Genomic DNA, 13,460 nt, shown 5'->3' on the forward strand with positions numbered 1-13,460 from the left:
TGTCATCCCCGGGCCGGGGACATGCGAAAGCCCCGGCCGTCCGGGCCGGGGCCGTGCCGGTGAGCGGGTCAGGAGCCGGCGTAGCGCTCGCCGCGCATCTCCTCGACCACGACGCTCTGGTACGCGCGGGAGGTGTCGGGGACGTAGCTGAGCCGCGCGAGGGCCCTGCCCTCCTGGTCCCTGATCTCGAAGTGGTAGCCCTTGCGGGCATCCTCGATGTGGGCGACGGCCTGGTCGTGCTTGAGCCGGCACATGGTGTCGACCTTCTCCAGTGCCCCCTTCAGGCTCCCCGCGTCGCTGATGAGCCGCGCCGGCTCGCCCGTCTCCCAGATCTCGAACATTGGTCGCGTCCTGTCGGCGGTCGGAAAGGAACAGACGGAGCTTTGCAGACGTCGGACCAAGCCTGCGCCCATTTGATGGAAAATTCAATCAGAGCAGGTCTCGGATTGGTCACCATTCGAAGTTGTCCGCGCTCGCAGCGTCAGACCGCATGCGCGGAGGCCGGTGCTTCCGCGGGCGAGGAATCCGTCGTGAGGAGCCGGGCCGCACGATCGTTTAATCCTCGACGCTGACCACGGTCTCCTTGGCGGCCGGCTCAAGGAACCGCAGGAGCGACTCCCCTTCGGCGGTCAGCTCGTCGATGGCCGCATGGGGGAGGGGCTCGAAGGGACGCATCCGCAAGGTGGCGACCTTGCGCTTGTATTCGGTCTCCCAGGTGCCGCGGGCGAAGCCGTCCCACAGGAACACGGCACGGACCCGCAGATTCTTGGTCGTGAGCATGGGGCGGTGGGCGTCGGCGATGACGCGCCTGCGGTCGGCGTGGGCCAGCACCAGGCTGTCGAACTCAGGCAGGAACCGCGCCGGTGCCGGGACGTCCTCACCGGGTCGCGGGGCGCCGGGAAGGTCGAACAGCTCCCGGCCCTTGTCGTCGGTGAAGACGCGCAAGCGCGGGCGTAGGCGTTCCAGAGCCTCCCCGGTGGAGGCCAGCCCTGACCATGTCTGCGCATCGGCGGCGGAGGCGGGCCCATAGGCCGCCAGGTACTTGAAGACGAGTTCGTCAAGCGCCCCCACAGGCTCCGCAGACGACGCGGGGTCGGCGTCCAGCCACTCGTCGGCCAGCGTGAACCGCGCCGTGCGGGGGAAACCCCACCTGTCCTGAGTGGGGACCATCACCAGCGGCACGCACAGCCGGACGGCGTAGCCGAGGGCACGGTCATTGACGTCGGGGAACTGCTCCTGGAGCAGCGCGCGCACCTCGTTGAACGTGCGCGGGCCGTCCTGGAGCAGGGCACGTGCCGCCGGGACGACCTTCTGCAGATCCAGTCCCTTGGCGCGGTCGCCCAGGACGCGTAGGGCACCGTCCAGCATGGGCTGCATCGTCGTACGGAACGCCGTGTAGTCGTCCCCGGTCATCAGGTGGAGCGTGGCCCGCATCATCGTGGCGCGCACGAGCGACCGGTCGTGCAAAGCGGTGTGCAACTCGGACGCCTGGAAACCGTCCAGCCGCGTCCACAGACCGAGGAACGGCGGTTTGGGCTCCTGCGCCTGCATGCCGAACAGCCGCCGGACCGCCTCCGGGACGGGGATCGCCTCCCGCGCGAGCAGCATCTGCCGTGCCAGCGTGGCCCGGTTCAGGGCCTGGACGCTCAGGGTTTCGGTCATCGCTCCAGAATGCCGCCGCCCACGTCCCGGATCCACCGCCTTCCGGCCGTGCGGCCGCGCCCGGCGTCCACGTGGCGGACATCACGTCCGCCTCCGGAGGCGGATGACGGAGCCGGGGGAGAGGAGCCGGCCCGGCGCCGCCGCCGGGGACGCCTCCGCCGCGCGGACCGAGACGCTCGGGGAACGCGGTATGCGGCCTGGTCAGGCCGTTCTGGACGCCCGGCGAAACGTGGGATGCAGTGATCGATAACGAGCGACGGGGCTGGGGGTTACGGTGGGATTTTTCCCGAAATGCACGTGCATCAGCTCTTGCACCTGCACGCCATCACTAGCAGGATGATCCCGGACCCCCGCACGTGAACTCCCCGGAGATCGCGATGACCGCACACTTGAGCGACAGTGACCGACAGGCGCTGCGGCTGGCCCAGGATCTCCGCGAGGAGATGCGGGCCGCACTCCCGCAGATGCCGGCCGCCCCTTCGGTCTCCCCGTTCGTCGACCAGGCCGGGATGCCGAGCGTCCTGCTGAAGATGGACGCCGAGACCGCCCGCGCGCTCATGGCCGTGCTGGCCGAGCGCCGTGCGGAGCGCGGCGGCGTTCCCGGCCCCGAGCCGCGCCATGGCGACGGCGCCCCCGTGCCGCCGCTTGCAGCTCCGGCCGTTCCGGCGGCGCAGGGGCCCATCGCGGCGGCGCTCGGCCCGTACGGGGAGCAGCCCTCTCCCGGACCCGGCTACCCGGCGCCCGGCTACCCGGCGCCCGAGTACCCGGCGCCCGGCTACGTGGACCCCGGCTACGCAGACCCCGGCTATGCGGAGGCGCCGTTCGTCCCGCAGCAGCCGGGTGCCCCGGTAATCCCCGGTGGGACCGGACTTCCCGGTGGAACCGGTCCGACCCCCCTCGTGCCGTCGGTCTACCCGACCCACTGATCACGGCCCCCTGCGCGATCGCACGGGGCATCGTTCGGGTCGTCCGCTGCCATTGATCACGCCCGTGTGCGGGCCGCTGTGAGCGGCCGCACACCATGCGGTGTGTTCCCGCTCACGTGAACCAGGGGTCGCACGGGTCTGCGCGCCGGCCGGGCGGGCCGGTCCCAGTGCGTCCAAGCTCCCGTTCCGCCCTCGCACCGCCCTGATCTTCCCGGAACCGATAAAGATCGTTTTCTGTGGGCAGAGAGGCCCGGAGCCCCGATGGGAAAGGGGTTCCCGGCGAGTTGGCCGACATAAAGATCCACTTGGGCAAAGGTAAAGAAATCGCCCGTTTGGCGAAAGTACGGTAATGCCGTATATAGTCATCCCCAGGTCCGGTCAAAGAACCGTTGACCTGGCCTGATTGCAAAGCCGTCGCCTCCCGCCCGCCAGGCGGGATCACTTAGCCGAATCGCGGCCGTACCATGCACCGGCCGTGCACCGTGATGGGCCCGTGAGCCCCCGGTCGGCATTCATTCCGCTTCATTGAAGCCCGCGTCACGCGCATGTCCAAGGACGGACGCGCGGAGGGTGCGGGCGCGGTCCGCCATGCCCATGGACCGTTCCAAGCGGATCTCTTTCCCTGCGGCGGCATCTCCCGAGCTCGACGTCTCGGAGCCGTTCTCCCCTGCCCGGAAACCGGCGTATCGCCGGTCCGGCGCTGAACGGCGGCCCTGTACCCCGACCGAAGGAAATCCATGCAGCAGCGAGCGATGAACCTCGTCCTGACCGGCGTCACCGGCACCGCCCTCGCGGGCATGCTGGTCGCCGGCGTCGCAGCGGCGAGTGAGGACTCCGCTCCGGAAAAGCAGTTCCTGTCGCAGCAGGCCGTGGCCGCGCAGGAGCACAAGACCCCCCGTAAGCACGCCGCTGAGAGCGGTTACAACGGCGCGAAGACCGCCGAGGCCGGTTCCAAGGCCGCCAAGGCCGAGGCCAAGACCGAGGCCAAGCCCGCCAAGAAGGGCCCCAATGTCCTGCTGAGCGGGAAGACCACCGCGTCCTACTTCTGGGACGACGGGTCGGGCGTCAACGGCGACACCGGCGCCCCCGCCGGCGGCAAGCCGATGCAGAAGGGCCTGTTCGCCAGCCCAAGCTGGCCCATGCACACCAAGGTCAAGGTCTCCTACAAGGGCCGCAGCATCACCGGGTTCGTCGGCGACCGCGGGCCTGGCGAGCCCTCGCACCGGGGTGTCATGCTCGACCTCGACACCTACACCTTCCGGTACCTGCTGGACGGCAAGAAGCCCGCCAGCAAGTACAACGCCGGTGGCGGCGAAGGGCACCTGAAGGGCGTCAAGTGGGAAGTCCTCTCCTGGGGCAAGGGCGCCGGGAAGAAGGGCGCGCCCCGGCCTTTCGGCTCATGATCTGAGGCCGCCCGGACGGTCCGTGAAATGGCTCACAGCACAAATGTGAGCCCGCTCACGGTCGTTCGGTGAGGTCTCTCACAGACCCGGCACAGGGCTGCCGGTGCATGGAAAACGGGGATTCCCCGGTATCGAAAGATCACCGGGGGATCCCCATTTTCAGCGCTCCGACCGGCGGAACGGGGCGAGCGGCTCGGTCGCCGTCCGTGCGGCGTAAGGGCGTCACCGACTGCCCCGTTCGCACCGGTCACTTCCCAGGCTGCGTCCCGCCGGCCGGTTTCGCAACCTCCGCGGCCCCCACCTGCTGAGACAGCAGCCGACCCGGCCAGTCGCCGACCTTGAACTCCGCGACGGGCTCGAAGCCGTTGCGCCGGTAGTACTCGACGAGCCGGCCGTCCCCGCCGCCGTAGCAGTCGACGCGCAGCAGGCCGGCCCCCTTCGCCCGCGCCTCGTCCCGCGCCTTGCCGATCAGCGCGCCGCCGACGCCGTGCCCGGCGAACGCGCGGTCGGTCACCAGCAGCGTGATGTACAGCTCCGGCTCGTCGACCGGGGCGACATAGGACGGCGGTCGCGGCGCCACCGCCATGACCCCGGCGGGACGGCCGTCCACCTCGGCCACCCAGATCTCGTCGTCACGGGCGATACCGGTGATCCGCTCCACGCGGCGCGGATCCCGCGACCAGGGCTCACTGCCCCACTGCCCCGTCCGGCCGTTCGCCGCGAGCCACGCCACGGCGCCGTCCAGCATCGCCAGCATCAGCGGCGCGTCACCGGGACCGCCGCGGCGGATCCGCGTCATGAGCCGATGAAGCCGCGTGCGCGGCGGAAGAGGTCGAGGGTGATCGTGTGCAGCATGTCGCCGGTCTCCTTCGGCGCCTTGCCCGCGAACGCGCGGGCGTGCGTGCCCTCCAGGACGATCCCGAGCTTGAAGCAGGCGAGCACCGCGTACCAGGTGATGGACGACAGATCCCGTCCGGCGACGGCGTCCGCGCGCTCGGCGTAGGTGGCGACCAGCTCGTCCGTCGTCGGGAGGCACCCGGCCCGGCCCAGCGGCCCGGCGAGCGCCGCGGCCACGTCGTCGCGGTCCGGCCAGGTGGCCAGCAGCCAGCCGAGGTCCAGCAGCGGGTCGCCGATCGTGCACATCTCCCAGTCGACGATGGCGGCGACCTCCGGGCCGTCGAAGGAGTACATCAGGTTCGCCAGGTGGTAGTCGCCGTGCATGATGCCGGGCCGCCACGTCCTCGGGCGGTTGTCCTCCAGCCAGCGGGCGACATCGTCCAGGCCGGGGATGTCGGGACCGGGGTAGCCGTCGAGCGCGCTGTAGGAGTCGAGCTCGGACATCCAGCGGTCCACCTGCCGATCCAGGAACCCCTCCGGCCTGCCGAAGTCGCCCAGGCCGACGGCCTCGTGGTCGACCGCGCCCAGCGCCGCCAGCGCGCGTGCCGCGTTCAGGCCCATCTCCCGCTGGATGGACGCGTCTCCCGCGTGCAGTTCGGGGAGGGTGACCGAGGCGTTGAAACCCTCGACGGGCGTCATCAGGTAGAACACCGCGCCGCCCATGACGGACTCGTCAGGGCAGGCGGCGATGAGGCGCGGCGCGGGGACGTCGGTGCCGTCGAGCGCCGCCAGCACGCGGGCCTCGCGGCGCAGGACGTCGTTCGTCTTCGCCCGCAGATGGCCCGGCCCGCGCCGCAGCACGTAGTCGCGGCCGCCCCGGCGGAACCGGATCAGCGTGTTCTGCGTACCGCCGGCGAGGGGCTCGACGTCCTCGAACGGGCCGCCCGGCAGGCCCTGGCCGGCCATCCACCCGTCCAGGACGTCGAAGTCCACGAGGGCGCGGTCGATCTGCTCAGGCTGCACGGTGGGCCCCTTCCCGGCGAAGTCAACCGGAGAGTAACAGTCATGCACTTGCATTACCGAACCAGGTGGGTCGATTATCGGGGGACCGACATCGGGGAGCACGCGATCGGCAATGAGCAGTGACACGCGGGAACGCCTGCTGGACGCCGCCGAGACCCTCTACGCGGCGCGCGGCGTGGACGCCGTCAGCCTCCGGGAGATCCTCCAGGAGGCCGGCGCGCGCAACGCCACGGCCGTCCAGTACCACTTCGGGGACCGCGCCGGGATACTGCGCGCGATCCTCGACCGGCACGCCCCCGACGTGGAGGCCCGCCGGCACGCCCTGCTCGACGCCTACGAGGACGGCGCGCGGGGCGTCCGGCCCCTGGCCGCGGCGCTCGTGCGTCCCATGGCGGCCCGCCTCGCCGACGCTTCGGGCCGCGCCTACCTGCAGATCTGGGCGGACATGGTGAACCGCCCCGACCCGCTCGTCCCCGTCGCCGTGCTGGACGACCCGCGCGACAGCCTCCGCCGGTGGCGGACCCTCGTCGAACCGCTGCTGGAGGAGGACGCGGCGCGCCTGCACCGCCGCTTCACCGCCATCCTGTACGCGTCGATCGAACTGGCGCGCCGTGCCCGCTCCGGCCCCCGCACCGACGACCGCCTGTTCACCAGCTACCTGATCGACGTCGTCGCCGCGATCCTGGGCGCGCCCGTCTCGCCGGAGACCCGCCGCCTCGCCGCCGAACGCGACGCCGTCCGCCGCTGAGGTCACATTCGTCCAAGACGGGCGGAGCCGCCTCCCGCACACTGGGCGTGTCAGACCAGGGAGGACGACATGACGAGCGAGATCCGCCGGACCCTCTACCCGCTGATCGGGTCCGCCGACCCGGCGCGGTCGATGGCGTGGCTGGAGAAGGCGTTCGGTTTCACCGAGATCGCGGCGCACAGGGACGACACCGGCGCGATCGTCCACGCCGAGATGCGCTTCGACACCGGCATCATCATGCTGGGCGCCGCCAAGACCGCCCCGGCGGCGATCTATGTCGCCGTCGACGACCCCGACGCCCACCACGACCGCGCGAAGGCCGCCGGCGCCGAGATCTTCCGCCCGCTCGCCGACCAGGACTACGGTTCCCGCGACTACGCGGCCCGCGACCCGGACGGCAACGAGTGGTACTTCGGCACCTACCGCCCCTGACGGGCCCCGCCGTCCGAGGCGGGTGAGAAGGTCGCCCCATGCGCTTGCGTGATGTGGAGCCCGGTGATGTCGACGCTTACGTCCGGATGCGGTGCGACCCGGTCATGATGGCCGAGCTCGGCGGCCCGCTGCCCCGGGAGGGCATCGAGGAGAAGGTCCGCCGCGACGTCCGGGACGTGGCGGCGGATACGTTCTGGATCAAGATGATCGTGGTCGAGGAGACCGTCGCCGGGACGGTGTCCCTCTGGTCGCACGACATGGACGGCGATCCCCATGCCGAGATCGGCTGGATGGTCCTGCCCGAGTGGCAGGGCCACGGCCTCGCCAAACGCGCCGCCCGGATGCTCCTGGACAAGGCCCGCGACGACGGCCGCTGGGGGCCCGTCCACGCGTTCCCGGCGCGGACGAACGCCCCGTCCAACGGCATCTGCCGCTCGCTCGGCTTCACGTTCGTCGAGGAGAAGGAGATCGTCTTCGCGGGCAAGCCCCTTTGGGCGAACCACTGGGTCATCGACCCGTCCGCGTCCTCTTGACCGGGAGGCGGGCTCGGCTCGCCCGGCGTGATGCCGTGTCGGGGTCAGGTGAGCGCGTGCGGATTGGGGGCGGTGGTCGCCAGTACCTCACGGAATTCGCCGACCGCCGGACGTCGCCGCTGCTCGATCGGTACCGCGTTCAGGACCCGCTTTCCGGTCTCGGTGATCATTTGACTGTGGTAAGCGGCGGGTAGCCCGTCCAGCAGTACCGCGGCCTGCCGTGTCCCCTCATCGACGCCGCCTTTCACCACGGTGCAAAGGGCCTCATGGAGTCGGACGTTCGCGGCGTACTGGTACTCGGGGCCATAGTCCAACACTTGGCTCCGCGCTTCGTCTGCCCGTGCCTCATCACCCTTGCCCGAGTAGACCCAGCTTTCGGCGAAGTGGGCTTGGTCGGCGGCCCAGAGGCTCGGAATGATGCTCGGACGCGCGTCACCTCCTTCCCAGCCGACGAAAGTGTTCAGCGAATCCCTGGCGTCGTCGTGCCTGCCGACCATGGTGAGCGCCTTCGCCTTGCTGCCCGCGAGATCCGCCAGCCAGAACGAGGGCCTGTCACCCGCGATCTCTTGCGCCTTCTCGATCAGCCGGAGGACGGTTGCCAGGTCGCGCTGCCCGTAGAGTCCGACGCCTACTTCGCGGCAGCGGACCATCATGCGGACGTCGAGGTCGCCGGAGAGGTCGGCGGCGGTTTTGGCGGTGCGCCACCAGTGGATGGCGGCGCCGTGGTCGCCCAGGCGGGTGACGACGTTGGCTTGGAGTGTGCCGAGTGCGGCCACGATGCGGTTGAGTTCGGTGGCTTCCTTGATGGTGGCCGTCTTGAGTTGGCGTTGGATCGCCGGCAGGTCGATGCTCAGGCCGTCCCGTACCTGTGCGGGAGGCCGTGTGCGGAGGGCGTGCAGGTGGTCGGCGCATGCGATGCCCCAGTCCTCGATCGGCCGGGGTTCGCTGTCCAGGACGAGATCGAGGAGTTGCCGCACCGACTCCGCGGAGGACCCCAACGCCCCGGCTCCCATGCCGAGAGCCGCCAGTAACAGCCGCCGACGCTCCATATCATCCCAATCGTCCGGGGTGTCTCCTATGTTCACGTTAACCGGGGAACGGGCGGCTGTAGAGGGCTGCTGGAGGGTGGGGTGGTCGACTCCGGGGCGGGCCGGCGCCAGGGCCGCGAGTTCCCCGCCGGCGCCGAGAAGCTCATCGAGGCGGGCGGCGAGTTCCTGGGACGGCGGCTTGTGCCCGCGGGAGACGCGCGACAGACGTGACGAATCGTAATGTGCGACTTTGGCCAATTTGCGTAGGCTCATGCCACGCTCGGCCATGAGTGTGAGCATCTTGTCGCCGAATGTCATGGGCATCCGTTCATTGCCGTGTTGACCATTGATTCCGGCTGTCCCGGGGGGTGGGACAGTGGGTCGCCGCCTCACGATAGCCACAGAATTCCGTGTGCACGGCGGTAATCGACGACACGGAGATCGGGCCCATAGTGCACAGTGGGGGAAATGCCCCTAAAGAAGGGGCGGAAATGCCCGCAGAACGGCAATTCCGGACAGCGGTCCGTGCGGAACTCGACGTGACGTGCCTCGCGGCCCTGACCGTCCCGGGGATGGCCCGCATGCTGGTGGGACTGCGGCTCACCGAGTGGGGGCTGGACGCGCTCGTCCCGGACGTGTGCCTCATCGCGGCGGAACTGGTGACCAACGCGGTCAAGAGCACGCCCGACCGCGAGATCCGGGTGCGCCTCACACCGGAGCGGGAGTCGGTCCTGCTGGGCGTGTGGGACGCCTCGGACGAGATGCCGCGGACCAAGCCGCCCGTGGAGGCGTCGCTGCTCGACCTCGTCCCCGACCCCCGCGCCCTGGAGCCGGGGCACGGCGACGCGGGCGGCCGGGGGCTTCCCATCGTCGCGGCCCTGGCGTCCGAATGCCGGGTCAGCAGGACCGCCCCGCACGGAAAGTGGGTGTGGGCACGTGTTCGCACCGGGAAGTGACCGGCGGCGCGGGATGGAGCGGTACCTGCTGCGGTGGCGGACGCGCCGGGGGCGCCGGACGCAGATCCGCCACCTGGACCTGCTGGCCCTCGCGCTCAAGGCGCGCGGCCGGCGATGCGTCCCGCTCTACTGGAAGGAGAAGTCCCCGCTTCCCGTCCCGCTCCTGTGGGTGTACGCGACCGGTGCGGCCGAGGACGCCGGCATCATGGTCACCGTGCTCGCCGCGCCCGGAGGAACGTGGGGTTACTACGAGGCCCGGCGCGGACGTCAGGGCTACCTGTACCTCTGCGGGGACACGAAGGCCGCCGCGGAACAGGTCGATCTGCTCCTGAAGCACCGGATGTGCCCGGGCACCGGCGCGTTCCCGGAGCGCGGTTATTGAGAGGCTGGAGGGCCGGGCGCGGTGTTACGGTTCGGGGGCCGGCCGCGGGACTTCGGTGCGACTTCCGGAACCCACCTTTGAAGTGATGATTCGCAGCTCGTGCCCTCCTTCCCCGGCCGGCATCCCGACCCCCCCTGAGCATCCTGGGAAATGATGAGCGAGACGTTCGCGGACCTCGTCGCATGCGAGGACGTGCTGATGTTCGTCAACGCGGCGATCACCTCCACCGGGCAGCGGGAGTTCCATCACGACGCGGGGGAGCAGCGCCTCAGCCTCGATTTCCTGCACGAATACATGCTGGAGAACTACCGGGAGGTGTACGCGGCCGCCCTCGCGCTGGACGTCAACGACCACAACGCTGCGATCATCGTCCGGAATCTGCTGGTGCGCGCCGGTGAGGTCGGGGTCGAGCGGCGCAGGCGTGAAGGGCTCCTGATCGCGCGGCGGCTGGAAACGCTGCCGCCGCAGCGCGTGTACCGGCTGTTCCGGGAATTGCGGCGGCTCGGGGTGAACAACCGGCGGACGCGCGCCGTCATCCGCGACTGGATGGCCGCGCGGCGCGACCCCGCGTTCGACTTCGTGAAGTACCGGGGGGCGGTGAAGGACGTCGTGCGGCACGCGCATCTGCGGCTCGGTGACGAGCAGCACGACTTCCTCTTCACGCCGCACAGGGTGAAGTCGTTCCGGACGCCGATCTTCGAGCAGTGGCGCCGGGCGCATTACGAGCAGGCCGCGATCTATGAGCTTCCGTACACGGTCGCGGAGGGCTTCGCGGCCAAGCACGGGATCGCGCGCGAGGTGTTCCTGGAGCGGATCGAGCCCAAGATGACGCGGCTGGAACGCCTCCGCCTGCACAAGAGCGCGGACGTCCAGGTGGATCTGGGGGAGATGCCGCTGACCCGGCTGGCCTCCTATGTGCTGTCGCTGCCGCTGGACGAGAGGGCCGAGCGCCGGGCCGAACTGTCGCGGGCGCTGCGCACCGCCGCGCGGCGGGTGGCCGGGGCGGCGCGCGGATCGTGGGGCAGGGTCACCGCCGTCCTGGACGACAGCTACTCCTCGCTCGGGTCGGGGCAGAAGCGGCGCCGCCCGCTGGCCGTCGCGCTCGCCGCGCACTACCTGCTGGAGGCGCTCGCGAGGGAGTTCACGCCGCTGTGGACGTCCGGGCGCACCGATGAGCTGCTGCTCTACCCGTCCGGCCCGACGCCGCTGGGCCTGCGGATCATCGACGCGCTCGGCACCGGGCCCGAGCGGCTCCTCATCGTCTCCGACGGCTGGGACAACGCGCCGCCCGGCCTCGCCGCGGACGTCCTGCGGGTCTGGCGGACGCGCCTCGACCCCGGCCACCGGCTCGCCCCCGGCCACCGGGTGCTGATCGTGCACCTGAACCCGGTGTACGAGGCCGGCGACTTCGACGTGCGGCGGCTGGCGCCGGGCGTCCCGACGGCGGGCGTCCGCGACGCCGAGAACCTGCCCACGCTGGTCGAGTTGGCGCGGTTCGCCGAGGGGCGGGTCGGCCTCGACAAGCTCCAGGCCCACCTCGACGACCGGGCCGCACGCTTCCTGGGAGTCCCCGCATGACGTTCGCACTGGACGGCCTGGAGACGGGCCCGGCGCAGGTGTGGAGTTCGGTGCGGCTCGTCCCGCTCATCCGGGACGAGCCCGTTCCCCACCTGCGGCTACACCGGAAGGCGTACCAAGAGCCGGTATCGGTCGTGGACGTGGGCGGCGCCGTCTACGTCTCGTTCGTCCCGCACGCCTTCGTCGCGTCCTGGAGCGACGGCGACCCGCGGCCCGCGGCCTCCTACGGGACGCGGCTGCTGGAGCGCGACACCGGGGACGCCCCGCCGCGCATGCCGGTGCGCGTCACCCGGCGCATGGCGCGCAGGGCGGGCAAGGACCGGCTCCGCTTCCTGCCGCTGCACCTGGCCGTCGAGGGCTATCTCGCACTGCACTTCGGCGGCCCCGAGACCGCCTGGGAGGAGTGGGCGCGCAAGACCGTCGCGCACGGGCTGTCGCCGCGCTGCGAGGAGACCTATCTCGGGCTCCAGGTGCGGGGACTGGAGGACGCGCTCAGGATCTTCGAGATCCATCCCGGGCAGTGCGGCGTCATGGTCTACGTCGCGGACGCGCTGGCGAGCGCGTTCGTCGTCCCGCATCCCGACGACTACCGGGCGCTGCATCCGACGCTGGTCGAGGACCTCTTCGGCGAGCTGATCTACATGTACGGCCTGCTGGGCGCGCCCGCAGCCGACCTGTCCGCGCGCATCGACGGCACCGGGATCGGCTCCCTGGACGACCTGCGCGCGGCGGCGGAGCTCAGGCAGGAGGAGTGGGCGTCCTTCCACGACGGGGTCATGGCCGGGCGGTTGTTCGACGCGGACGGGTCTCGCCAGGTCGTCCAGCACCTGCGCGGGTTCGAGCTTTCGCGGTTCCTGCCGTCGTTCGCGCTGCGCGAGGAGAACCACATCGGTGAGACGATCACGGACGAGGCCGGCCGCGTCGCCTACCTGAAGTCGTTCCGGCTCTCGGACGCCCAGGTCAGGCGCGGCTACCTCCTCAAGAAGCTCGCCGAGCACGACTGGCGGCTGAGCGCCACCGCCGCCGCGCTGGGCGCCGACAAGGCGGCTCTGGCGCTGCGGCTGGAGCGGGCGGGGTTCGGCTACCTGCTGCGGCAGGACGTCCTCGACCACTACCGGGCGCAGCGCCGTACTACCTGAGCCCGGCGAACAGGTCGTCCTCCCTGCCGGGGGCCTGGACGCGGCAGCGGTGCCGGATGAACGACTCGGACGAGAACGCCGCCCGCTGCATCTCCTCCGGCAGCCGCAGCAGGAAGATGTTCTCGCCCTGGCTGGCGTGCGCCTCCAGGGCCTTGCGCTTGGCCTCCACGTGCGCGGACACGTCCACCGTGCTCGTGATCAGCTCGTCGGGGGTGCCGAAGTCGTCCGGCGGCTCGAAGTCGATCTCGATGCCCGCCTCGCGGACCGCGTCGAACATCTGCCGGATGCCCGAGCGCGGGATGGCCGCGTAGTACAGCTTGTCCGGCACGCCGCTCCTGTCCGCGGCGGCGAGCGTGATGCGGTGGGCCTGGATGTGGTCGGGATGCCCGTAGCCGCCGTTCTCGTCATAGGTGACGACGACCTGCGGGCGGTAGCGCTCCATCAGCCCGGCCAGCCGCGCCGCCGACTCGTCCGGCGGGACGTTCGCGAAGGCGCGCGGGTCGTGGTTGGCCGACCAGCCGTCCATGCCGGAGTCGCGGTAGCCGAGCAGTTCCAGATGCCCGATGCCGAGCAGCCCGGCCGACTCGCGCAGCTCGGCGAGGCGGCGCCGCGCGACCTCCTCGGCGTCGTGCCCCGGCTCGCCGGGCTTCACCCCGGCCGAGCCGTCGCCCTGCTCACCGTTGGTGCAGGTGACGAGCACCGTCCGGATGCCCTCGGCGGCGCAGCGGGCGAGCAGGCCGCCGGTTCCGAGGACCTCGTCGTCCGGGTGGGCGTGGACGGCCATCAGCGTGAGTTCGTGCGTCATCCGGGCTC

Annotated in this window: 15 protein-coding genes; 9 read left to right on the forward strand and 6 right to left on the reverse strand. The window is 70.9% G+C overall.

Translation table 11 applies throughout. The annotated features are described in order from the left end of the window. Positions 1–68: 68 nt before the first annotated feature. Positions 69–341: a hypothetical protein gene (locus tag AF1_RS11960; RefSeq protein ID WP_067796668.1), complete on the reverse strand. Its 273-nt coding sequence runs from the start codon at positions 339–341 to the stop codon at positions 69–71. A gap of 214 nt (positions 342–555) precedes the next feature. After that, positions 556–1,662: a winged helix DNA-binding domain-containing protein gene (locus AF1_RS11965; RefSeq protein ID WP_067796671.1), complete on the reverse strand. Its 1,107-nt coding sequence runs from the start codon at positions 1,660–1,662 to the stop codon at positions 556–558. Positions 1,663–2,039: 377 nt separating this feature from the next. Between AF1_RS11965 and AF1_RS11970 the strand changes: the two genes are divergently transcribed. Together AF1_RS11970 and AF1_RS35645 are read left to right on the forward strand one after the other, a co-directional pair. Continuing rightward, entirely contained in the window at positions 2,040–2,588 is a 549-nt protein-coding gene (locus AF1_RS11970) for a hypothetical protein (RefSeq protein ID WP_131732538.1), read from the forward strand. A gap of 737 nt (positions 2,589–3,325) precedes the next feature. Next, the gene (locus AF1_RS35645) at positions 3,326–3,991 is read left to right on the forward strand and encodes a hypothetical protein (protein ID WP_067796678.1); all 666 of its coding nucleotides are present in this window, start codon (positions 3,326–3,328) and stop codon (positions 3,989–3,991) included. A gap of 247 nt (positions 3,992–4,238) precedes the next feature. On the opposite strand, the gene AF1_RS11980 is transcribed toward AF1_RS35645, so the two are convergent. Both AF1_RS11980 and AF1_RS11985 read right to left on the reverse strand, forming a co-directional pair. Then, positions 4,239–4,790, reverse strand: coding sequence for a GNAT family N-acetyltransferase (locus AF1_RS11980; protein WP_067796681.1), 552 nt, complete (start codon positions 4,788–4,790; stop codon positions 4,239–4,241). Beyond that, on the reverse strand, positions 4,787–5,794 hold the full coding sequence (locus tag AF1_RS11985) for a phosphotransferase family protein (RefSeq protein ID WP_067796770.1): 1,008 nt from the start codon (positions 5,792–5,794) through the stop codon (positions 4,787–4,789). Before AF1_RS11985 ends, AF1_RS11980 begins: the two co-directional genes overlap by 4 nt. Before the next feature lie 169 nt (positions 5,795–5,963). Here AF1_RS11985 and AF1_RS11990 point away from each other — a divergent pair, with 169 nt between their 5' ends. The 3 genes from AF1_RS11990 to AF1_RS12000 all read left to right on the forward strand — a co-directional run bounded on the left by AF1_RS11990 (position 5,964) and on the right by AF1_RS12000 (position 7,564). Continuing rightward, the gene (locus AF1_RS11990) at positions 5,964–6,599 is read left to right on the forward strand and encodes a TetR/AcrR family transcriptional regulator (RefSeq protein WP_067796684.1); all 636 of its coding nucleotides are present in this window, start codon (positions 5,964–5,966) and stop codon (positions 6,597–6,599) included. A gap of 69 nt (positions 6,600–6,668) precedes the next feature. Next, entirely contained in the window at positions 6,669–7,031 is a 363-nt protein-coding gene (locus AF1_RS11995) for a VOC family protein (RefSeq protein ID WP_067796687.1), read from the forward strand. A gap of 38 nt (positions 7,032–7,069) precedes the next feature. Beyond that, the gene (locus tag AF1_RS12000; RefSeq protein ID WP_067796690.1) at positions 7,070–7,564 is read left to right on the forward strand and encodes a GNAT family N-acetyltransferase; all 495 of its coding nucleotides are present in this window, start codon (positions 7,070–7,072) and stop codon (positions 7,562–7,564) included. A 44-nt stretch (positions 7,565–7,608) separates the two neighbouring features. On the opposite strand, the gene AF1_RS12005 is transcribed toward AF1_RS12000, so the two are convergent. Continuing rightward, positions 7,609–8,910, reverse strand: coding sequence for a helix-turn-helix domain-containing protein (locus tag AF1_RS12005; protein WP_165488355.1), 1,302 nt, complete (start codon positions 8,908–8,910; stop codon positions 7,609–7,611). Positions 8,911–9,083: 173 nt separating this feature from the next. Between AF1_RS12005 and AF1_RS12010 the strand changes: the two genes are divergently transcribed. The 4 genes from AF1_RS12010 (at position 9,084) to AF1_RS12025 (ending at position 12,647) form a co-directional block, all read left to right on the forward strand. Next, positions 9,084–9,548, forward strand: a complete 465-nt coding sequence (locus AF1_RS12010) for an ATP-binding protein (protein ID WP_084262805.1) — start codon at positions 9,084–9,086, stop codon at positions 9,546–9,548. Next, the gene (locus AF1_RS12015) at positions 9,529–9,930 is read left to right on the forward strand and encodes a hypothetical protein (protein WP_131732536.1); all 402 of its coding nucleotides are present in this window, start codon (positions 9,529–9,531) and stop codon (positions 9,928–9,930) included. The genes AF1_RS12010 and AF1_RS12015 overlap by 20 nt, the downstream gene beginning before the upstream one ends. Positions 9,931–10,083: 153 nt before the next feature. Then, positions 10,084–11,508 (forward strand): hypothetical protein, encoded by a 1,425-nt coding sequence (locus AF1_RS12020; protein WP_067796774.1) that lies wholly within the window; start codon positions 10,084–10,086, stop codon positions 11,506–11,508. Further along, positions 11,505–12,647, forward strand: a complete 1,143-nt coding sequence (locus AF1_RS12025; RefSeq protein WP_067796703.1) for an ARPP-2 domain-containing protein — start codon at positions 11,505–11,507, stop codon at positions 12,645–12,647. The genes AF1_RS12020 and AF1_RS12025 overlap by 4 nt, the downstream gene beginning before the upstream one ends. On the opposite strand, the gene AF1_RS12030 is transcribed toward AF1_RS12025, so the two are convergent. Beyond that, positions 12,640–13,452, reverse strand: coding sequence for a PIG-L family deacetylase (locus AF1_RS12030; RefSeq protein WP_067796705.1), 813 nt, complete (start codon positions 13,450–13,452; stop codon positions 12,640–12,642). The genes AF1_RS12025 and AF1_RS12030 overlap by 8 nt on opposite strands. Positions 13,453–13,460 lie beyond the last annotated feature (8 nt).

Source organism: Actinomadura formosensis NBRC 14204, from assembly GCF_001552155.1.
GTDB lineage: Bacteria > Actinomycetota > Actinomycetes > Streptosporangiales > Streptosporangiaceae > Spirillospora > Spirillospora formosensis.

What these genes read in the sequence shown, in the direction of transcription:
- AF1_RS11960 (WP_067796668.1), bottom strand. Translation starts at nt 341, where the DNA reads ATGTTCGAGATCTGGGAGACGGGCGAGCCGGCGCGGCTCATCAGCGAC.
- AF1_RS11965 (WP_067796671.1), bottom strand. Translation starts at nt 1,662, where the DNA reads ATGACCGAAACCCTGAGCGTCCAGGCCCTGAACCGGGCCACGCTGGCA.
- AF1_RS11970 (WP_131732538.1), top strand. Translation starts at nt 2,040, where the DNA reads ATGACCGCACACTTGAGCGACAGTGACCGACAGGCGCTGCGGCTGGCC.
- AF1_RS35645 (WP_067796678.1), top strand. Translation starts at nt 3,326, where the DNA reads ATGCAGCAGCGAGCGATGAACCTCGTCCTGACCGGCGTCACCGGCACC.
- AF1_RS11980 (WP_067796681.1), bottom strand. Translation starts at nt 4,790, where the DNA reads ATGACGCGGATCCGCCGCGGCGGTCCCGGTGACGCGCCGCTGATGCTG.
- AF1_RS11985 (WP_067796770.1), bottom strand. Translation starts at nt 5,794, where the DNA reads ATGGCCGGCCAGGGCCTGCCGGGCGGCCCGTTCGAGGACGTCGAGCCC.
- AF1_RS11990 (WP_067796684.1), top strand. Translation starts at nt 5,964, where the DNA reads ATGAGCAGTGACACGCGGGAACGCCTGCTGGACGCCGCCGAGACCCTC.
- AF1_RS11995 (WP_067796687.1), top strand. Translation starts at nt 6,669, where the DNA reads ATGACGAGCGAGATCCGCCGGACCCTCTACCCGCTGATCGGGTCCGCC.
- AF1_RS12000 (WP_067796690.1), top strand. Translation starts at nt 7,070, where the DNA reads ATGCGCTTGCGTGATGTGGAGCCCGGTGATGTCGACGCTTACGTCCGG.
- AF1_RS12005 (WP_165488355.1), bottom strand. Translation starts at nt 8,910, where the DNA reads ATGACATTCGGCGACAAGATGCTCACACTCATGGCCGAGCGTGGCATG.
- AF1_RS12010 (WP_084262805.1), top strand. Translation starts at nt 9,084, where the DNA reads ATGCCCGCAGAACGGCAATTCCGGACAGCGGTCCGTGCGGAACTCGAC.
- AF1_RS12020 (WP_067796774.1), top strand. Translation starts at nt 10,084, where the DNA reads ATGAGCGAGACGTTCGCGGACCTCGTCGCATGCGAGGACGTGCTGATG.
- AF1_RS12025 (WP_067796703.1), top strand. Translation starts at nt 11,505, where the DNA reads ATGACGTTCGCACTGGACGGCCTGGAGACGGGCCCGGCGCAGGTGTGG.
- AF1_RS12030 (WP_067796705.1), bottom strand. Translation starts at nt 13,452, where the DNA reads ATGACGCACGAACTCACGCTGATGGCCGTCCACGCCCACCCGGACGAC.